This window comes from Salinarimonas ramus (genome assembly GCF_014645695.1).
Taxonomy (GTDB): domain Bacteria; phylum Pseudomonadota; class Alphaproteobacteria; order Rhizobiales; family Beijerinckiaceae; genus Salinarimonas; species Salinarimonas ramus.
Genome location: NZ_BMMF01000005.1, coordinates 400,451 through 420,411 on the forward strand (window position 1 = coordinate 400,451; position 19,961 = coordinate 420,411).

16 protein-coding genes and 1 pseudogene are annotated in these 19,961 nt (G+C 70.0%); 8 read left to right on the forward strand and 9 right to left on the reverse strand.

Going from position 1 to position 19,961, the window contains the following annotated elements:
- Positions 1 to 7: 7 nt before the first annotated feature.
- Positions 8 to 523 carry a tyrosine phosphatase family protein gene (locus IEX89_RS10885; protein WP_188912669.1) on the reverse strand — a complete coding sequence of 172 codons (516 nt, stop codon included), beginning with the start codon at positions 521 to 523 and terminating at the stop codon, positions 8 to 10.
- Positions 524 to 820: 297 nt separating this feature from the next.
- Here IEX89_RS10885 and IEX89_RS10890 point away from each other — a divergent pair, with 297 nt between their 5' ends.
- Entirely contained in the window at positions 821 to 1,492 is a 672-nt protein-coding gene (locus IEX89_RS10890) for an outer membrane protein (RefSeq protein ID WP_188912671.1), read from the forward strand.
- A 91-nt stretch (positions 1,493 to 1,583) separates the two neighbouring features.
- Here the strand turns inward: IEX89_RS10890 and IEX89_RS10895 are convergent, their stop codons facing one another.
- Positions 1,584 to 2,450, reverse strand: a complete 867-nt coding sequence (locus IEX89_RS10895; protein WP_188912673.1) for a D-amino-acid transaminase — start codon at positions 2,448 to 2,450, stop codon at positions 1,584 to 1,586.
- Positions 2,451 to 2,687: 237 nt separating this feature from the next.
- Between IEX89_RS10895 and IEX89_RS10900 the strand changes: the two genes are divergently transcribed.
- Complete coding sequence (locus IEX89_RS10900) at positions 2,688 to 3,626, forward strand: dihydrodipicolinate synthase family protein (protein WP_188912787.1); 939 nt, start codon at positions 2,688 to 2,690, stop codon at positions 3,624 to 3,626.
- A gap of 114 nt (positions 3,627 to 3,740) precedes the next feature.
- Complete coding sequence (locus IEX89_RS10905) at positions 3,741 to 4,430, forward strand: DUF4142 domain-containing protein (protein ID WP_188912676.1); 690 nt, start codon at positions 3,741 to 3,743, stop codon at positions 4,428 to 4,430.
- A 31-nt stretch (positions 4,431 to 4,461) separates the two neighbouring features.
- Here the strand turns inward: IEX89_RS10905 and IEX89_RS10910 are convergent, their stop codons facing one another.
- The 3 genes from IEX89_RS10910 to IEX89_RS10920 form a co-directional block, all read right to left on the reverse strand.
- Positions 4,462 to 4,800 carry a response regulator gene (locus IEX89_RS10910; protein WP_188912678.1) on the reverse strand — a complete coding sequence of 113 codons (339 nt, stop codon included), beginning with the start codon at positions 4,798 to 4,800 and terminating at the stop codon, positions 4,462 to 4,464.
- A gap of 219 nt (positions 4,801 to 5,019) precedes the next feature.
- Positions 5,020 to 6,273 carry a pilus assembly protein TadG-related protein gene (locus tag IEX89_RS10915; protein ID WP_188912679.1) on the reverse strand — a complete coding sequence of 418 codons (1,254 nt, stop codon included), beginning with the start codon at positions 6,271 to 6,273 and terminating at the stop codon, positions 5,020 to 5,022.
- An 8-nt stretch (positions 6,274 to 6,281) separates the two neighbouring features.
- Complete coding sequence (locus IEX89_RS10920; RefSeq protein WP_188912681.1) at positions 6,282 to 7,460, reverse strand: hybrid sensor histidine kinase/response regulator; 1,179 nt, start codon at positions 7,458 to 7,460, stop codon at positions 6,282 to 6,284.
- Between the two features lie 142 nt (positions 7,461 to 7,602).
- Here IEX89_RS10920 and IEX89_RS10925 point away from each other — a divergent pair, with 142 nt between their 5' ends.
- Positions 7,603 to 10,320: an ATP-binding protein gene (locus tag IEX89_RS10925; RefSeq protein WP_244645276.1), complete on the forward strand. Its 2,718-nt coding sequence runs from the start codon at positions 7,603 to 7,605 to the stop codon at positions 10,318 to 10,320.
- A 25-nt stretch (positions 10,321 to 10,345) separates the two neighbouring features.
- On the opposite strand, the gene IEX89_RS10930 is transcribed toward IEX89_RS10925, so the two are convergent.
- From IEX89_RS10930 to IEX89_RS10945, 4 genes are all read right to left on the reverse strand, one after another.
- Positions 10,346 to 12,790: a mechanosensitive ion channel domain-containing protein gene (locus tag IEX89_RS10930; protein ID WP_188912685.1), complete on the reverse strand. Its 2,445-nt coding sequence runs from the start codon at positions 12,788 to 12,790 to the stop codon at positions 10,346 to 10,348.
- 182 nt (positions 12,791 to 12,972) lie between these two features.
- Positions 12,973 to 13,542: a PilZ domain-containing protein gene (locus tag IEX89_RS10935; protein WP_188912687.1), complete on the reverse strand. Its 570-nt coding sequence runs from the start codon at positions 13,540 to 13,542 to the stop codon at positions 12,973 to 12,975.
- Positions 13,543 to 13,678: 136 nt separating this feature from the next.
- Entirely contained in the window at positions 13,679 to 14,401 is a 723-nt protein-coding gene (locus IEX89_RS10940) for a LutC/YkgG family protein (protein WP_188912689.1), read from the reverse strand.
- 10 nt (positions 14,402 to 14,411) lie between these two features.
- The gene (locus IEX89_RS10945; RefSeq protein WP_188912691.1) at positions 14,412 to 15,860 is read right to left on the reverse strand and encodes a LutB/LldF family L-lactate oxidation iron-sulfur protein; all 1,449 of its coding nucleotides are present in this window, start codon (positions 15,858 to 15,860) and stop codon (positions 14,412 to 14,414) included.
- Positions 15,861 to 16,056: 196 nt separating this feature from the next.
- Between IEX89_RS10945 and rlmN the strand changes: the two genes are divergently transcribed.
- The 4 genes and pseudogenes from rlmN to IEX89_RS10960 all read left to right on the forward strand — a co-directional run bounded on the left by rlmN (position 16,057) and on the right by IEX89_RS10960 (position 19,940).
- The gene (rlmN, locus tag IEX89_RS10950; protein ID WP_188912788.1) at positions 16,057 to 17,358 is read left to right on the forward strand and encodes a dual-specificity RNA methyltransferase RlmN; all 1,302 of its coding nucleotides are present in this window, start codon (positions 16,057 to 16,059) and stop codon (positions 17,356 to 17,358) included.
- A 7-nt stretch (positions 17,359 to 17,365) separates the two neighbouring features.
- Positions 17,366 to 17,851 (forward strand): hypothetical protein, encoded by a 486-nt coding sequence (locus tag IEX89_RS10955; protein ID WP_188912693.1) that lies wholly within the window; start codon positions 17,366 to 17,368, stop codon positions 17,849 to 17,851.
- Between the two features lie 14 nt (positions 17,852 to 17,865).
- Positions 17,866 to 18,058: pseudogene (locus tag IEX89_RS24425) on the forward strand (DUF91 domain-containing protein); the annotation flags it as partial.
- Positions 18,045 to 19,940, forward strand: coding sequence for a DUF7380 domain-containing protein (locus tag IEX89_RS10960; RefSeq protein WP_244645277.1), 1,896 nt, complete (start codon positions 18,045 to 18,047; stop codon positions 19,938 to 19,940). The pseudogene IEX89_RS24425 and the gene IEX89_RS10960, both read left to right, overlap by 14 nt.
- The last annotated feature ends 21 nt before the right edge of the window (positions 19,941 to 19,961 follow it).

Consider the following 19,961-nt stretch of genomic DNA (forward strand, 5'->3'; position numbering starts at 1 on the left):
TCTGCCGTCAGTCCCGCAGGGAGAGCGTGAAGGGGACGCCCTCGTAGGCGTCCTCGCCGCGCCCGATGGCGGCGATCGCCTCGACCATGCGTCCCTCGCGCCCCAGCAGCGCGTCCGCCACGGCGACGATGCGCTTGTTCGGCGTCGCCATGGGCGAAGCCGCGCGTAGCGCGCGGGCGATCGTCGCCTCGTCGCGCTCCGGTGCGAGGGCGCAGGCGGCGACGAAGGCGCCGGCCGTGGAGCGGCTGATGCCCGCCCAGCAATGGATCACCATCGGCGCCGTGCGATCCCATTCCCGCACGAAGGCGAGGAAGGGCTCGACATGCTCGGGCCCGGGCAGGACGTGCCCGTCCATCGGCTCGACGATGTCGCTCATGAACAGCGAGAGATGCCGCGCCTCGGCGATGGCGACGGGGCGCGTGAAGGGCGTGCCCACCTTCACCAGGGTGACGAGGTGGGAGGCGCGGGTCTCGAGCACGATGTCGTCGAGGCGCGAGAGCGGGCAGACGTGGATGGTCGGCATGGCGAGGGAGATCGCAAGCGGGCGCACAGGTGTCAACGCGACCGGTGCGCGCGAGGGCCTCTGCGAACATGGTGAAGCGTTCGTTAGCGACCGAAGACTTCACGGCATCGTGTAATCGGCGATGCCACACTTCCGCCATGAAGTAGTCGGGAAGACGGCGCGAGTATGTTTAATGCTTGATTAAGTTGCAGAAATACAACGAAGTCTCTCAATGCTTCGGTAACTTCTCGGCGCGACTTTCGCTGCACCCGCGAAAGCGCTATGTGTCCGTCATCCCAAACAGAGGACAAAAAACCCATGAAACGTCTGCTCATCGCTTCCACCGCGCTCGTGGCGTTCACGGCGGCCGCCGTCGCCGCCGACCTGCCGGTGCGCACCGAGCCGGCCCCCTTCGTTCCCTCCGCGCCCCCCGTGTTCAGCTGGACCGGCTTCTACGCCGGCGTGAACCTCGGCTATGGCTGGGGCGACTTCACCGGCGCGACCGGCGGCGTCCTCTTCGACGAGGGTGACGGCTTCGTCGGCGGCGGCCAGCTCGGCTACAATGTTCAGTTCGGCTCGTTCGTCGTCGGTCTCGAGACGGACCTGCAGTGGACCAACTTCGAGGGCGGCCCGGCCGTCCCGGGCGCGCTCGCCGGTACGGTCAGCGAGGCCCAGCTCGACTATTTCGGCACGGTGCGCGGCCGCGCGGGCTTCGCGCTCGACCGCACCCTCGTCTTTGCCACCGGCGGTCTCGCCTATGGCGGCGCGGACGTGACGGCGGTGGTCGCCGGCCGCACCTTCTCCGACGATCAGACGCATGTCGGCTGGACGCTCGGCGGCGGCGTGGAGCACGCCTTCACGAACAACCTCACCGCCAAGGTCGAGTATCTCTACACCGACCTCGACGACGAGACCTACGACCTCGACGTCCAGCGCGAGGCCGGCCTCGAGTTCTCGACCGTCCGTGCGGGCGTGAACTACAAGTTCTGATCTCGCGGCGTCGCGCAGATCCCGGAAACGAAGCGCCCCGCCGTCCTCCCGGACGGCGGGGCGCTCTCGTTCTCGAGCGCCGTGTAAATGCTCAGCCGCTCGCCAGCGCGCCGTCGCGGGCGAGCGCGAGGTAGACCTCGCGCAGCCGCTTCGTCATCGGGCCGGGGCTGCCGTCCCCGATCGCCTTGCCGTCGATGGTCACCACCGGCATGACGATGGCGGAGGCCGAGGTGTAGAACGCCTCGCGGGCGCAGAGCGCCTCCTCCACCGTGAACAGCCGCTCCTCGATCGTCAGCTGCATCTCGCGCGCGAGCTGCATCACGGCGATGCGGGTGATGCCGGGCAGGACGGCGTTCGAGAGGGGGCGCGTCACCAGCCGGTCGTCCGGCGTGATGATGAAGGCGGTCGACGAGCCGCCCTCCGTCACGTGCCCGTCCTCGACCATCCAGGCCTCGGAGACGCCCGCGCGGGCGGCCTCCTGCTTGGCGAGAACCTGGGCGAGGAGCGCGACCGACTTGATGTCGCGGCGCTTCCAGCGCAGGTCCGGCACCGTGATGACGGCCACGCCCTTCTCCGCCGCGGGCGCGCCGAGGATGCGCTTGGCCTGCGTGAACATGACGACCGTGGGCGGCGTGCCTTCGGGCGGGAAGGGGAAGTCGCGCTCGGCGACCCCACGCGTGACCTCGATGTAGACGAGACCCTCGCGCACCTCGTCGCGGGCGGCGAGCTCGCGCATGAGCGCGATCCACTCCTCGCTCGTGTAGGGATTGGCGATCTCGATGGCGCGCAGCGAGCGGTCGAGCCGGGCGAGGTGGGCGACCTCGTCGACGAGCTTGCCGTCGATGATCGCCGCGACCTCGTAGATCCCGTCCGCGAACAGGAAGCCGCGATCCATGACGGGGATGCGGGCCTCTTCGAAGGGGACGAAGTCTCCGTTCAGGAAGACGGTACGGGACATCTATCGCGACCTCTCGTGATCTCGTTCATCGCGCGCAGCACACCACGGCCGTGCGCCTTCCTGCAAGCGGGCCGAAACGCGCATGGGCGTGGGCGCGCTTGCGCCTGCCGGATGCCGGCCCTAGCGTGCGCGCATCCACTCGACCGATCGGCCCCGAGGGGCTGCGATCCCCCGTTCGAACCCTGTTCGATCCATCTTTCGATCCCTTCGTTCCATCCACCTGGCCAGGAGCCCCCCATCATGCTCGACGCGTCCGCGAAAGGCGTCTACGTCATCGCCCCGACCCCCTTCCACGAGGACGGGCGCGTCGACGAGCGGTCCATCGACACGATGACGGACTTCTTCCTCGGCGCGGGCGCCACCGGCATCACCGTGCTCGGCATGATGGGCGAGGCCCCAAAGCTCGACGCGGAGGAGGCGCTGGCGGTCGCCGCGCGCGTGATCGAGCGGGCGAGCGTGCCCGTCGTCGTCGGCGTCTCGGCGCCCGGCTTCGCCGCCATGCGCACGCTCACGCGCGCGGTGATGGACAAGGGTGCCGCGGGCGTGATGATCGCCCCGCCCTCCTCGTTGAAGACCGACGACCAGATCGTGGGCTATTACGCCAACGCGGCGGAGGCGATCGGCGCGGACGTGCCCTTCGTCATCCAGGACTACCCGCTCTCCACGGGCATCGTCATGACGCCGGGCGTCATCCGTCGCATCGTCGCCGACAATCCCGGCGCCGTCATGCTCAAGCACGAGGACTGGCCGGGCCTCGAGAAGATCTCGACGCTGCGCGGCTTCCAGGCGGACGGCTCCATGCGGCCGATCTCGATCCTGTGCGGCAACGGCGGCATGTTCCTCGACTTCGAGACGGAGCGCGGCGCGGACGGCGCCATGACGGGCTACGCCTTCCCGGACATGCTGGCGGACGTGGTGCGCCTCTCGGCCGCCGGCGAGCGCGACGCGGCGCACGACCTCTTCGACGCCCACCTGCCCTACATGCGCTACGAGCAGCAGCCCGGTGCCGGGCTCGCCGTGCGCAAGTACGTGCTCATGCGCCGCGGCATCATCGGCTCGGCCGCGCTGCGCAAGCCAGGCGGCGGCGTCTCGGCAAAGACGCGCGGCGAGGTGGATTATCTCCTCGCCCGGCTGGCCCGCCACGACGCCCGCGCGGGAGATCTGCGCGGAGCCTGAGGCCGCGGCGCGGATCGGAGCGGCGCGTCTCGCCGCCGCGGGAACCGTGCGCACGAGGCCTCCGTTCCCGGATCGGGCCGTTCATGCGAACGGACGATCCCAAGAGGTGAGACCGTGCTCCCGACCTTCCCGCGCGCCGGCGCCCTTCCCGGTTTCCTCGCCGTGGCCGCCCTCCTCGTCGCCGCACCCGCCCTCGCCCAGACCGGAGCGGGCGGTGGAACCGGCGAGGCGGTCGCTCCCGAGGGGCCTCCCGCGGTCGAATCGGCGCCGTTCTCGCAGGAGGACGCCGCTCGGCGCTTCGCGCCCGCGGCCGACCTCGACTGGCGCACGCTCGAGGATCTCGATGCGCAGACCTACGTCGATCGCCTCGCCAATCTCGATGCCTTCGTGATGCGCGCCTCCGAGCTCGTCCTGTCGCGCGATCCGCGGGAGCGCACGACGAACGTCGCGCGCGACATCCTCGCCGCGCACGAAGCGGGCCGCGGCGTCGCCGCGCAGACGCTGCCGGAGAGCGCGGCCGCCGGCCTCCTCACCCGCGAGGACGCGGACATTCTCGCCGCGCTCGAGGACGAGACGCGGGCGATCGTGTTCGAGGAAGCCTATATCGACGCGATGATCGAGGCGCATCGCGAGGCGATCGCGCTCACGAGCTTCTATCGCAGGTTCGGGTCCGAGGACGACGTGCGCGAGTTCGCGCGTCTCGTCCTGCCGATGCTGGAGGCCTCGCTCTACCAGGCGGTCACGATCCGCCAGGAGCTGGTCGCCGAGTTCATCGCCGCGCGCGGCGGCGGCGAGGAACGGTGATCCGGCCGAGACCGGCTCACCGATCGTCTCTTCAATGGCGCGAGACGGCCCGCAGGATGGCGTCCTCGCGATAGGGCTTGGCGACGAAGGTCGCGTCGCGCAGGTCCTCCGGCAATTCGCTCGGGCGCGTCGCGGAGACGAAGGCGTAGGGCACGCCGCGGGCGGCGAGCGCCTGGGCCACCGCGTAGCTCTTCCCGTCGGTGAGATCGACGTCGAGGAGGGCGAAGTCGACGGGAGCGGCCAGCATCGCGCGGGCGGCCTCCGTGCTGTCGCACACGCCGACCACCTCGTGGCCATCGCTCTCCACGATCGCCTGGAGATCCAGGGCGATCAACGGATTGTCCTCGCAGATCAGGATACGCACGCTCACGTCTCTCACCTCGCCGCCGCCCGATCTCCGGCACCGCCGGAGCGCATCTCGGGGCTCCTTCTCGTGTGTCCTCTTGCCGGCTCAACCTGCCGAAAGATGCCGAGTTCCCGATCGCTCGACCTTTAAGCGAAGTCGAAACATCGTGGTTAACCATGTCTTACTGCGCAGCCTGGCGGTCTTCGCTGGTCTCGAAGACGTCGCCCGGGCGCGAGCGCGGCCTCATTGCGAGAGAACGACGTTGCCGGTGGGCCCGACACCTTCGGGCACGGGGATGTCGGTGGCGTGGTAGTCGGTGTTGAGCACGAGGACGGGTCCGGCCGACAGCTCGAGGCGGCGGGCGACGATGACGGTGTAGGCCGAATGGTCCGCCACGGAGCGTTCCGCGTTCACGAACAGGTCTCCGCGCGGCAGGTAGATCGTGCCCAGCAGCGTGCGGGCGTCGTCGCTCGCGATCTTGAAGTCGCGCCCTTCCTCCGCATCACGGTCCTGGAAGAACAGGATGCCGGCCAGCGCGCCGTCGCGCATGGCGGAGAGGTCGATGCGCGACTCCTTGCGGAAGTCGATGGCCGCGTTCTTGCCCGTGAAGTAGAGCGACACGTATTCGCCCGTCACCGCCGCATCGTCGACGCGCAGCTCCCCGTCCTTGATCACGTAGAGGCCCGAGGCGAGCGTCACCTCGGCGCCGTCGCGGATGCGGATGCCGCCGCAATAGACGCCGGGCAGGAGGGTCGCGTTGCGGCGCACGACGAGGTCCTGGTGCGTGCACGGCCCGACGCTCGGCGGCGCGCGGCCCGCCAGCGGATCGGGGATGGGCGGGCAATCGGTTCGCGGCGTCGGCGTGAAGGCGGTGCCTCGCCCGTGATGGCCGCCGGCGGAGCAGATCAGCGCGGCCTGCATCCGCGCGTCGTCGTCCATGCGCAGCGCCTGACGATGGGTGGAGTTCGAGAAGACGCCGCAGCGCGAGGCCTCCATGGCTGCCCGCTTCTCGAGGTGGAGCGCCTTCGAGCCGCTCTCGTCGAGCGCGACGACGCAGATGGGCGCGCTGCCGCTGATGCGTGCGGTGGCGCTCACGGCCACCTCGACGAAGGTATCGGTGACGACGCGGCTGAAGATGCGCTCGAGCGGCGTGGCGATGTCGATGCGCACGGTGTGGGCGCGGGAATCGACGACGGCGCGCACGCGTGCGGCGGCGGGGTCGAAGCCACGGTCCTGAACGGCGGCGCGGGCGGCGTTCTCGGCGCCCGCCTGGAGCTGATCGGCGGGGGTGTTGGCGAGGCGCATCTCGCGCGCGGCGGCGATGGCCGCGCCGTCGGCGGCCGCTTGCAGCGCGGCGCGGGCGCCGTACCAGCTCGTCGCGTCCACCGCGAGGCCGGCGGCGCCCAGCATCGGCACGAGGGCGAGCCCGAACAAGACGACGACGGCGCCGGTCTCGTCGGCGAGCCGCCGGCCGAACGCGGACAGGCGCTCTCTCACGGCTGATCTCATTCGGCGGCCTCCCGTAACGGCATGTCCGCGAGCGCGGCGTCGGGCAGGCGGATCTCGGCGAGGAGACCGTGACCAGGGCTGGAGGCGAGGGCCAGGCGCCCGCCCGCCATCTCTGCGATGCGCCGTGCGGTGGGCAGGCCGAGGCCGAGCCCGCTCGCATGGCGCACGAGGGCGTTCTCCGCCTGGACGAAGGGCTCCGTGACGCGCGCGAGCGTCGGCGCGTCCAGGCCGGGCCCCGTGTCGGCGACGGCGATCACCACCTCGCCCTCCGCGCGCCGCGCGAGGAGCCGGATCGTGTCGCCCGCGTGCGTGTGGGCGAGGGCGTTCGCGGTCAGCTCGCCGAGCGCCGAGGTCAGGAGGCGCGCATCCGCCCGCACGAGCGCGTCCGCGTCGGCTTCCACGACGAGGCGCACGCCGACGCTCTCCGCGGCGCGCCGGCGGCGATGGGCCTCGTCCTCGACGAGATCCGCCGCACGCAGTGTCTCCGGCTCGACATGGACGGTGCCGGCGCAGAGCTGGGCGAAGGCGAAGACGCGCTGGAGCGTCGCGTTCAGCCCGCGCGCGGCCTCGATGACGTTGTCGAGATAGGAGCGGGGATCGGCATCGGGCGCGAGGCTCGCCTGGAGGAGCTCGGAATAGCCGATGATGGCGTTGAGCGGCGTGCGGGTCTCGTGCTGGAGGAGCGCCAGCAGGCTCTCGCGCAGGCGGCTCGCGGCCTGCGCCTGCGCGCGCGCCTCGTGGGCCTGCGCCTCCATGCGCGCCGCGCGCAGCACGTAGCGGAGCTGGTAGCCGACGAGGCGCCAGTTCACGGGCTTCGCCACGAAGGAGGTCGCGCCCACCTCGTAGGCGCGATCGATGGCGAACATGTCCTCGCGGCTCGTGATCACCACGACCGGCAGATGCGCGAGGCGCGCGTCGCGCCGGATCTCCGTGAGGAGCGAGAAGCCGTTCATCCGCGGCATCTCGAGGTCGCTGAGCACGAGGTCGAAGCGCGGGTCGCGGCGCAGGATCGCGAGCGCCTCCTCGCCGTCGGTGGCGGTGACGACCTCGCCGCCGGGATGGTCGAGCTGGCCCGACGCGAACTCGCGCATGATGGGGTCGTCGTCGACGACGAGCAGACGCGTGGGAGCGTCGAAGACGTAGAGAAAGCCGGCGTTCGTCTTGCCGAGGAGCATGGTTCGACCCTCTTTGCCCCGACCGTACGCACGACCTCTGAATCCCCGATTAAATCGGTTAGTTAAGCCGACACTCACGGTTTCTCCGAATAATCGTCATCGCCGCCGAGACGCGGGACGAATCCCTCCCAGGAGATGCCGCTTGCAACCCAAGACGTCGATCGTCGGAAAGCTCGGCCGTCTGGTGGTCGCCTCGATCCTCGTCGCTCTGGCGCTCGGGTCCGGCGCGAGCCTCGTCCTCGAGGTCGAGCGCTACGGCGAGCAGAAGCGCGAGGGGCTCCTCGCCGTCGCGCAGGTCTTCGCGGCCGCGAGCGCGGAGGCCGTGGCGCGGCGCGACGGAAACGCCATCTTCGAGGCGGGACGCGCCATCCGTGAGCTGCCGGGCATCACGACGCTCACCGTCACCGACATGGACGGCCGCATCGTCGAGGAGGTCGGCACGGGCGTGCGCCTCACCGACGCCCTCGTGCTGGAGCAGGACGCGCCGATCTCGGTGGTCGCGCTCGTGACATCCCCGATGGTGCTCGTGCGCGTGCCGGTGGTGGACGGCGGCATGCCGATCGGATCGCTCGAGATCGTCGCCATGACCGGCGATCTCTGGGGGCGGCTGCTCGAGGTGCTCGGCGTCGGGCTCGGCGCGGCCGTGATCGCCGGAGGGATCGGGCTCGCCATCGCGGTGCGCTTCCAGCGCGCGCTGACCCGCCCGCTGGTGACGCTCTCCGCTGCGATGAGCCGCGTGCGCGAGTCGCACGATTACGACGAGGCCTGCCCCGTCGAGAGCGACGACGAGATCGGCCAGCTGGCGCTCGGCTTCAACGCCATGCTGAGCGAGATCAGGCGGCGCGACGCGCGGCTCGCGCAGGCCCGCGAGCGCCTGGAGCAGGACGTGGAGGACCGCACCCGCGACCTCGTCGTCGCCAAGGACGCGGCGGAGGAGGCGAGCCGGGCCAAGTCCGAGTTCCTCGCCACGATGAGCCACGAGATCCGCACGCCCATGAACGGCATGCTCGTCATGGCCGAGCTCCTCGCCGCCGGCGACCTCCCGGAGCGCCAGCGGCGCTACGCCGAGGTGATCGCCCGATCCGGCCAGTCGCTGCTCGCCATCATCAACGACATCCTCGACTTCTCGAAGGTGGAATCCGGCAAGCTCGAGCTCGAGGCCGTGCCCGTCGACCTCGCCGAGGCGGCGGAGACGGTGGTGACGCTCTTCGGCGAGCGCGCCGCCGGAAAGGGCCTCGACCTCGCGGCCGCGATCGACCCCGCCGTCCCGCGCCTCCTCGGCGATCCCGTGCGCATCACGCAGGTGGTGGCGAACCTCGTCAACAACGCGCTGAAGTTCACCGAGCAGGGCCACGTCCTGGTGCGGATCGCGGGCGAGGGTGAGCGGGTGACGATCCGCGTCGAGGATACCGGCATCGGCATCCCGCAGGAGAAGCTCGGCACGATCTTCTCGGCCTTCTCCCAGGCGGACCAGTCGACGACGCGGCGCTACGGCGGCACCGGGCTCGGGCTCTCGATCGTTCAGCGGCTCGTCGCCGCCATGGGCGGCACGATCGGGGTGGAGAGCGTCGTCGGCGAGGGCTCGTGCTTCACGGTCTTGCTGCCGTGCATCGCCGCGGACGACGAGGCCGGCACTCGCGCGCGCCTGGAAGCGCCGCGCCCGGCCGTCGTCGCCTGCGCCGGCGAGGCGACGCGCGCCGCGCTCGAAGCGTCGTTGGCGGCGGCGGGGTTCGTCCTCACGCGATCGGACGCCACGCCCGAGAACGCGGACTGGATCGTCGATGCCGACGCGCTCCTGCGCAAGGGCCGACCCGTCGGCGCGCGGCGTGTGCTGGCGCTCTCGCCCATCGGCGAGCGCGCGGGCGAGGAGGCGCGTGCGCGCGGGCTCGCGGACGCGCTGCTCAGGCGCCCGCTCGCGCCCAGCGAATGGACGCTCGCCCTCGCGCGCCTCGTTTCCGGCGAGCCTTTCCCGCGCGAGGAGGCGGGGCGGGCCTCCGCGGACGCGGCGCTGCCGCGCTTTCCCGGCGCGCGGGTGCTCGTCGCCGACGACAGCGCCGTCAATCGCGAGGTCGCCTGCGAGGCGTTGGCGCGGCTCGGCATCGTCGCGCGCACGGTGGCGGACGGCCGCGAGGCGCTCGATGCCATGGCCGCGGGCGGAATCGACCTCGTCCTGATGGACGGCTCGATGCCCGAGCTCGACGGCTTCGAAGCGACGCGTCTCGCCCGCGCGCGCGAAGCCGAGACCGGCGCACCGCGCCTGCCCATCGTGGCGCTCACCGCCCATGTGGTCGGCGCCGGCGCCGACGCCTGGCGCCAGGCGGGGATGGACGGCGTGCTGCACAAGCCCTTCACCCTCGCGGCGCTCGCGCGGACGCTCGCCGAGCACCTCGCGCCGAGCGAGGCGGTGGAGGACGTGGACGCCGGCGTGGCAGCGGCCGGGCCCGCCGCGGCTTCGATCGGCGGCGGGGACGGCGACGCGCCGCTGCTCGACGAGGAGGTCGTCGCCGGCATCGTCGAGATGGCGGCGGGGGCCGGCGCCGGGTTCCTGCAGCGCATCCTCGGTCTGTATCTCGAGCACGCCCCGCCGGCGCTCGCCGAGCTCGCCTCCTCCGTGCGCGACGGCGCGGAGCCCGCCCGCGTCGCGAGCGCGGCGCACGCCCTCAAATCCATGAGCCTCAACGTGGGTGCTGCCGCCCTCGCCCGTCGCCTCGCCCTGATCGAGGCCGCGGCGCGCGAGGCGGGCACGCTGCCGGACGATGCGGCGATCGACGCCCTCGCGCCGCTCCTCGACGAGACCATCGGGGCGCTCCGCGATCGGCTGCCCTCGTCGGACGACGCGTCGGCGGCGATGCGGGCGTGAGCCCCGCACTCCGACGCGGCTCGGCTCAGCTCGCCTTCGCCCCGGTCTCCTCCGGCGCCGCCGTGGTGTTGGCGGCGATGCTCTCCACCGCCTCCTTCGCGGTCGAGAGCTGAGGCGCGGGTGCGGGCTCGGCGTTCGCCGGCGCGCGCTCCGTGAGGATGCGCAGCGGCGGCGCCGTGCCGGTCTTGCCCTCGCCGGCATACAGCGTGAGGTGCGGGAAGGGGATCTCGATTCCGCGCTCGTCGAAGACCTGCTTGACGACCTCGAGATAGCCGCGGCCCGTCGACCATTGCTTGCCGGGCGCCGTCTTGATGCGGGCGCGAATCACCACGGCCGAATCGGCCAGCGCCTCGACGCCCCACAATTCGAAGGGCCCGATGATGTTCGCCCCGTGCTCCTCGGACTGGGTGAGGAGGTCGAAGGCGTCCTGCATGGCCTGCTTCACCTCCGGCACGTTCTCCCGATAGGCGACGCCGATGTCGGCGACGTAATAGGCGAAGTGGCGCATCATGTTGGTGACCATGTCCACCGAGGAGAACGGCACCAGGTGATAGGCGCCGTGGAGGTCGCGGATGGACACGGAGCGGATGGTGAGGCGCTCGACCACGCCCGAGATGCCGCCGGCGGAGACGACGTCGCCCTCGTTCATGGCGTTCTCGAGCTGGATGAACACGCCGGTGATCACGTCCTGCACGAGCTTCTGCGCGCCGAAGCCCACCGCGAGGCCGACGACGCCGGCACCGGCGAGGAGCGGCCCGACGTTCACGCCCAGCTCCGAGAGCACCATGATCGCGATGACCACGACGAGGGTGACCGTGAAGGCGTTGCGGAAGAGCGAGAGCAGCGTGCGCTCGCGCGCCGTCGGCGGCGTGCCGTAATCGGGGTTGAGCCGGTACTCGACCCAGGACGAGACGAGGATGTAGAGCGCGATCCCCACGAGCACGATCAGGAAGGCCGAGATCAGCGAGGTCGTCACCGCGAGCCCGACGCCCGAGGAGGCCCAGGAGAGGAAGTCGAACAGCTCCCACGCCTGCGCCACGGCGACGAGGATGCCGATGAGCACGACGAGGCGGATGACGTGCAGGATCTTCGGGACGAAGGCGTTGAGCCGCGACTCGAGCAGCGGCAGGCGCTGCTTCACGTCGTCCGAGAGCCGCATGCCCCCGGTGATGAAGCGCGACAGGAAGACGGCGATGCCCACGCCCACGGCCAGCGCGATGGCGCTCTCGAAGGTCGCCGAGAGCATGTAGCTCAGCGCCTCGCGGGGACGCGTCGACCAGATGACGAAGAGCGCCACGAAATAGACGATGGCGAGGATGTGCCAGACGCGTCCGAGCGCCGCGAGGAAGCGTGCGGTGGCGTCGGCTTTGCCGTTGCCGTTGCCGTTGACGGCCCGGCGCGTCATCAGGCGGCGCACGGCCTCGCGGTTCTGCAGCGTGACGAGGATGCCGACGAGGCAGGCCGCGAGGATCGCGAGGGTGCGCACCGCCTGGCCTGCCGTGAACGACACGTTCCAGGCGGCGATCGGCGCCACGAACAGGAAGGCGTAGACGACGATCGAGGTCGTGCGGCCGATCCAGAAGTACCAGTACGCCGCCGCGGTGTCCGAGATCTGCTGGACGATGCGCAGTCGCCCGCGGCGGGGCCGCAGGATCGCGCGCACGCCGAGCTTGATGCCCTCGGCCATGACGAAGGCGTTGATGAAGAGCTGCTGGTTGATCGCGTTGCGGCCCGTCCCGCCGAAATTCGTGACGACGAAGGTACCGATCGCCCAGGCGGCCGCGAGCGTGAGCGCCTCGACGAGGAAGGTCGCCAGCGAGAAGACGACGCGCCCGACCATGTGCTCGGTCTGGCGGCTGCGCGCGAAGCGGTCGGTGACGCGCCCGGCGAGCCAGCGCAGCGCGAGATAGCTCGCGATCGTCACCGCGACGACGAGGACGAGGGAGGCCAGCACGCGGCCGAGCTGCTCCAGGTCGTCCCGGTTCACGTCGCCCCAGAGCGCGGTGATGGTCTCGAGCGCCCGTCCCGTCACCGCGAACAATCCCGCGATCTCTTCGGCGACGCCGCGGGTCTGCTCGGCGATCATCGTGGCGAAGGGCAGCGGCGCCTCCTCCTCCACGGCCTCGGCCACGAGCGCCGCGGCGGCGGCCGCGTCCGGCGCCGTCGCCTCCAGCGCCTGGAGGAGGCGGGCGCGCGCCGCGTCGTCGGCGATGACGGCACGCAGCGCCTCCAGCTCCGGCGGGAGCGCCTCGCCTGCAGGAGCGCCTTCGCCCTCGGGGGGAGCCTCGCCTTCCGCCGGCGGCGCCTCCTCCTGGGCCGCCGCGCCGGGCAGGCTCAGGCCCGGGATCTGCGCCTGGGCGGCCGCGCTCGCGAGCACCAGGATGGCCAGCGCGAGGGAGACGAGGAGGGCCACGGCCGCGAGGCGGGTGTGGGAGCGAACGAAGACGATGAGGGAGGAATGCTGTCGCATGATCCCGGGGGAGGATGGTGTCGGGCGGGGTGGGGCGCGCCGGCGAATCCCGGCGGCAGGGCCGCACTATAGGGAAATCCATTCCCGGGAAAACCGCCGACGCGCACCCGCTCGCCTCCGCGAACCGGCGCGGATCGAAATTGCGCCGATGCGAGAGGCGCTTGGGCCGTGTGGCGCGGCGATCACGCCCGCGTGAACGCGATGGCGAAGCCGTCCGGCAGCACCCGCACGACCCGTGCGGGAAGGCTGCCGAGGCGCACCGGCGCGCCGATTCCCGCCTTGAGCTCGGTCACGAGCCGCGCGCCGCCGAGCGAGACGTCGGCGAGGGCGGCGGGGGCGCTCGTCGGCGGATCGTCGAGGAGCGTGACGAGGGCGCTCGCCGGCGGCGGCAGCGATCGCGGATGCGCGCGCAGTTCCGCGCGCCGGCCTTCGAGCCGCTCCTCGAGCCAGATCAGGGCGGCGACGCGCGCGTCGCGACCGTCGCGCTCGAAGGCGACGCCGATGCCGTCCTCGACGAAGCGCGCGACCCGTGCGCGGGCGAGCCCGAGGTCGGAGATCGCGACGTTCAGGATCTCGCCGTCGAGGACGGGCGCCGTGGTGCGGATCGCCGCGCCGTCCGCGGAGACGCAGAAGGTCTCGCCCGCATGCGCGCTGCCGTCGCCGAGCAGGATGCGGCAGGAGAGGGCGAGCGGCAGACGCTCGGCGCGCCGCCGGTCGACGTGGAAGGGGGAATAGGCGTCGTCGCTGCGCATGGCCGCATCCTCGACCCGGCGCGGCCGTTCCGCGCCCGGACGAGCGAGGTTCCGCTGCGGTGCTTGCGCGCGGCTTGCGTCCCTGTCGGGTTATGACGGTGCGTGCCGATTCGAGCCAGGCGTCGCGCCGGAGGAATCAGGCCGGCGGCGCGTTCTCCGCCGTCTCGCCCGAGCCCGCCGCCTTGCCGCCGCCGACGACGACGATGTGCAGGCGCCGCGGGCCGTGGGCGCCGAGGAACATGGTCTGCTCGATGTCCGCCGAGCGCGACGGGCCGGTGATCCAATTGACGGTGCGCGGCATGGCGCCCTTGCCCGCCTTTTCGCGCACGCGCGCCCAGAGGCTCTCGTAATCGCCGACGATCTCGCCCGCATCGACGACGACGATGTGGTTGTCGGGCAGGAAGTTGAGCGTCGAGGGGTTCTCGGGCCCGGAGACGAGCGCGCAGGTCCCGGTCTCGGCGACGCCGCCGAGCGCGTGGCTGACCGCGTTGAGGTCCGAGCCGTCGCTCGGCCCCTCGTCGAGGGCGAGCGGCGTATCCTCCCACGGCATGGCGGCGAGGCGCGGATCCGTGCCCCGGCGCAACGTGGCGGGGAGGTTGTGCGAGCGCAGCCAGGCGGCGATGGCCGCGGGCACGTCCGCCGGCGCGTCCACTTCCGCGACGGTCGCGAGCGCCGCCTCGGCCTGGGCGATGAAGAGCTCGATGCGCGCTCGGCCGGTCACCCCGCCGCGGGCGGGCACGACTCCGGCCGGGGCGCGGGCGAGGCGCTCCTCGACGATCGCACGGCGCGGGCGCTCGGCGCCGGTGACGCCGAGCGAGCGGCGGATGGAGGCGAGGATCTCGTCACGTGCGGTGCTCATCGTCTCGTCCTCACGCCACCTTGCGGCGCCCGGCGCCAGCCGCGCGCTCGCGGGCGAAGCGCTCTTGGAAGGTGCCACCCTGTGGCGCCGGGAAGTCGCGGTATTTCGTCCAGCCCGACGCGAAGGGCAGGCTCGAAAAGCGTCCCTTCGAGCGCCCCGCGAAGGCCAGGAGGTTCATGCCCACCCGCGTCGCCAGCCGGTAGAGCGCCGGGCGCTTGGCGAAGAAGGCCCAGGCCTTCAGCCCCGAGCGCACGGTGGCCGGCGAGAGGTGGCGCTCGAACTCCCGCTCGCGCCAATGGCGCATGAGCTTGGGCAGCGGGATGCGCACGGGGCACACGCTCTCGCAGCGCCCGCAGAAGGTGGAGGCGTTGGGCAGGTGCCCGCCCTTGTCGACGCCGATGAGCGACGGCGTCAGCACCGCGCCCATGGGCCCGGGATAGACCCAGCCGTAGGCATGCCCGCCCACCGCGTGGTAGACCGGGCAATGGTTCATGCAGGCGCCGCAGCGGATGCAGCGCAGCATCTCCTCGAAGTTCGTGCCCAGCATCGACGAGCGCCCGTTGTCGATGAGGACGACGTGATACGCCTCCGGCCCGTCGACGTCGCCCACCCGGCGCGGGCCGGTGGAGAAGGTGGTGTAGACGGACAGCTCCTGGCCGGTCGCGGAGCGGGCGAGGACGCGCAAGAGCTGCGAGACGTCCTCGAGCGTCGGCACCAGCTTCTCGATGGAGGCGAGCACGACGTGCGTCTTCGGCAGGATCTGGGTGAGGTCGCCGTTGCCCTCGTTCGTCACGATGATCGACGTGCCCGTCTCCGCCACGAGGAAGTTCGCCCCCGTGATGCCGACGTCGGCGGCGAGGAAGCGCTCGCGCAGGATGCCGCGGGCCTCGGTCAGCAGGTTCACGGGCTCGGAGAGGTCGCGCGCGGCATCGAGATGGGTGTGTGCGCGGCGGAACTCCTCCTCCACCTGGCTCGCGTTGACGTGGACCGCGGGCGCGATGATGTGCGAGGGCGCCTCGTGGCGCAGCTGGATGATGTACTCGCCGAGATCGGTCTCCACCGGCTCGATGCCCTGGCCCGCCAGGTGCTCGTTGAGTCCGATCTCCTCGGAGATCATCGACTTGCCCTTGGTCACCGTGCGCGCGCCGGCCTCGCGGCAGATGTCGGTGACGATCCGCCTCGCCTCCGCCGCGTCGCGGGCGAAGTGGACGATGCCGCCGGACGCCTCGACCTTGGCGACGTAGGCCTCGAGATAGAGGTCGAGATGGGCGAGCGTGTGGTTCTTGATGTCGCGCGCGGAATCCCGCAGCGCCTCGAACTCGGGCAGTTTCGCGGCCGCCTTCGCCCGCTTGTCGATGAACCCGACCCGCACGTTGCCCATGGCCCGCTGGAGCTGCACGTCACGCAGCGCGTGGTGGGCGTTCTCCTTGAAGTGCGGAGAGGTGGCGTGGACGGACATGGAGAGACGCTCCCGGGGCGCGGACGGTGATCGCAGGCGGTGATCAGGCCTCTAGCTGTAGCCGAGTACGGAGGGCGGCGCGAGGGGGGCGCAGGGTCGCGCCCTCGCGCGAGCGACGCGCCGCGCGCGAGGAGGACTCACGCTCGCCGTGATTTTCCCCTATATGGTGCGGATCACGCAGAGGATCGATCCGACCATGTCCCACGCGCTCGACATCGCGCGCCATAACCCGAACGCGCCCGGGCTCGCTCCCGGCGGCATCGAGAAGGCCGCCGAGCTGACGCTCGCCCCCGGTGCCCAGGCCGGCCAGCCCTCCCTCGTCGGCCTCACCCGCGAGGAGCTGCGCACCCGCCTCGTGGAGGCCGGCGTGCCCGAGCGCGAGGCGAAGATGCGCGTCTCGCAGATCTGGCACTGGATCTATTTTCGCGGTGCCGACGACTTCTCGAAGATGACCAACGTCTCCAAGCACCTGCGTGCGACGTTGGCGGAGCACTACACGCTGGTGCGTCCCCAGGTCGTCTCCGAGCAGGTCTCCAAGGACGGCACCCGCAAGTGGCTGCTGCGCATGCCCTCCACCGGCCCCTTCGACAAGGGCGCGGAGATCGAGTGCGTGTACATCCCCGAGAGCGATCGCGGCACGTTGTGCGTCTCGAGCCAGGTCGGCTGCACGCTCACCTGCTCGTTCTGCCACACGGGCACGCAGAAGCTCGTGCGCAACCTCACCTCGGCCGAGATCGCGGCGCAGCTCGTCGTCGCCCGCGACCGGCTCGGCGACTGGCCGGACGCGAGCCCGCCGGAGGGCGCCTTCGTGCCGTCCGACGGCGGGCGCTTCGTCACGAACATCGTGTTCATGGGCATGGGCGAGCCGCTCTACAACACGGACAACGTAGTCGCGGCCATCGGCGTCCTCGCGGACAACGAGGGGCTCGGCCTCTCGCGCCGGCGCATCACCGTCTCGACCTCCGGCGTCGTCCCGCAGATCGGACGGCTCGGGGAGGAGGCGAACAGCGCGCTCGCCATCTCGCTCCACGCGGTGCGCGACGAGCTGCGCAACGAGCTCGTGCCGCTCAACAAGAAGTACCCGATCGCCGCCTTGATGGAGGCCTGCCGGACCTATCCGGGCCTCTCCAACGCCCGGCGCATCACCTTCGAATACGTGATGCTCGACGGCGTCAACGATTCGGACGCCGACGCGCGCGCGCTGGTGAAGCTCCTCCAGGGCATCCCCGCCAAGATCAACCTGATCCCGTTCAACCCCTGGCCCGGCTCGCGCTACGAATGCTCCTCCTGGGAGCGGATCGAGCGCTTCTCGGAGATCGTCTACCGCGCGGGCTACGCCTCGCCGGTGCGCACGCCGCGCGGGCGCGACATCCTCGCCGCCTGCGGCCAGCTCAAGAGCGAGACGGAGAAGCTGCGTGCCCGCGCGCGCATGATGCTCGAGAGCGGCATCGGCGCGGAGGGCGTCTACGCCGCGGCGGCCGCCGAGAGCGGGGATTGAGGCTGCCTTGCACGCGCTCTCGCGCCTCGTCTTCTGGCTCGTCGGCCTCGTCCTCGCCATCCCCGCGGGGGCGATCGCGCTCGCGCTCGGCGTCCTGAACGATGCGGCCGCGCGCGAGACGATCGGGCGCGTGGGCCTCGCCGCCTTCGCCGCGATCTTCCGCGTGGCGGCCGCCGGCGGCGATCCCGCGCCCATGGTCGAGACGATGGTCCTCGGCTTCTGGATGCTCGCCTGCGTCCTCGTCGTCGCCCCCGTGACGCTCGTCTCGGCGCTCGGCGAGATCGCGGGCGCGCGCTCCCTCGTGCTCTACGGCGGGCTCACCGCGACGCTGACGGCGGGCATCCCCTGGCTCCTGCGCGGCGGCGCGGGCGACCCCGCTGCGCTCGCCGCGGAAGGCCGGCTCACCGCGATCCTGTTCGTCACGGGCGCCGTCGCGGGGCTGGTGTACTGGGTGGTATCGGGCCGCTCCGCCGGGCGGGAGAGTGCGCAGTGACCTCAACCTCCGAGCGCCCTACACGGCGGCACATTAGAGTCTTCGTCAACGTGGACTCTAACGCAGTCCAGCTCGAGACGGGCTTCACGCGCGACGTACGCGATATCGGCCACTTCGGCACCGGGGGGGCCTTGAATCATCATCACCGACGCGGCATTGCTGGAATGTGCCAAGCCGCTAATGGACCGCAGCTATGACCGAGCGTGAAGCAGAGTGGTCAGTCGCCCCGGATGGGGAAGGTACGCAGATCCCCATCTGGCTGCGGGCCACATTGGAGGACATATGCGACCTGGAGTTTGAAGGGCCGATAGAGGGCTGCAACTCTGCGGATTGCTGTGACCTAAGCACCGCTTATCGCAAGGCAGCCGACCTTCACGAAAAGCTTGGAAATGAGGCCGCCGCCCCTGCTGCCCGTGTCTTTGCAATGCTGGCGGACGTAACGAGTTTTCATTTCAAGCCAAACGAGAAAAACGCTCCTTTTGGTCCGATGATGGTAAGCGAAAGTGGACGCTCTGCCATTCCCGCGGACTTCCGGGGTCAACCGGTTGAGACATTGGCGAACGCCGCTTTGCGAGCCTCAAACCCGGTATTGAAAGCGCGGCTATCTGATACATGCTGGTTGCTCGAACGAAAGCGACAAGGGCTTGGACGAGCCGCCGTCGAGGCATACGCCGGTATAGTCGAGGGAATAGATGCACGTCGCCTCAAAGACCGGTTGGAGCGTAGCGATCCGGTGCTCGGGCTCGCAACGCGCGATGCGTTGAGACGCGCTCTTACCATCGGTAGAGCTGTCGGTTGGAATAACGATGAGGTTGCAACGTGTCGAGATTGGGTGATTGCCATTCGAGAGCGCGCGTTAAAGGACGGGAATCCGGTTCCCGTGCACTGGTTTTTCGAAATGGACCTGGACTTCAATATTTCCGCGCCGGAGGACCTCGCCGCTGAAATCGAACAGTTTCTGACAAGCCGAAACGATTTCGCGAATCCGCATATTGTGGTTGAACTCTGGCGGCTGGCGGTGAGAGCGTACCACATTGCGAAGGATGACAACGGCAAATACCGGTGCCGCACGGCCGCCGCAGAAGCCCTTGTGACCGAGGCCGAAGGTCACAACTCGGCAATGCTGGCGTCGCATTGGCTCAGCCAAGCGATAGCCGAATATCACGGCGTACCCGGCAAGCGGGATCGTCGGACTGAGCTTCGCCACAAGCTGGTAAATGTCCAATCAGGCATCGCCGAAGAGATGTCCTCCTTTTCGTATCCAATTGACCTAAAGGATGCCGTCGAGCGGACGGAGAAGCTGCTCGGCGAACAACAGGAGCTGATCGACGTGCTGCTGATGTTTGCGAGGCTCGGGCGGTCGCCTGATCCGGACAAGCTTATGGCTGATGCCATCAAATCGATAAGGGAGCATCCACTGTCCTCCCTATTTGGGGCATCGTTCCACGACCACGAGGGCAAAGTCATCCACAAAACCGAGGGCGGGGGTTTTCAGGATAACAACAATGGTGATGCGCTTCGGGTACAGATCAGCCGGCAGGAAGGCATCAGACGTCACGTATACGCCATTGGTACAATGGAGCCGGCAAGACAGCACATCATGGGTCGCTTTTACATCAACGATGACACGTTCCATGTGCTTCTTCAAGGCAGCCCTTTCGTACCGTCGGACCGACTCGCAACTTTTAGCCGCGGATTCACAAGGTTTTTTGAGGGCGATTTTGCAAGCGCCCTCTACATCCTGACGCCCATGCTTGAAAATTCGTTGCGGCACGTACTGAAAATGAGCGGCAACGATGTGACGAGCTTCGACGACGCTCAACAGGTGCAGGAGGACCGGTCGATCTCTGTGCTCTTCGATCAAATGCGGCCCGAATTGGAGGCCACCTTTGGAAAGGCCATCACTGCCGACATTGATAATGTCTTCCTCTCGAAACCAGGGCCGACCATTCGCCATGCCCTGTCACATGGTCGTCTCAACGATGACAGTCCATTTAGTGGAGACGCGATCTACGCGTGCTGGCTCATATTTCGCCTCTGCTGCATCCCACTCATCGCTCATCGCGGTCAGATCAGATTGCCGACATAAGCGAATCTTCTTCGTGCGCTC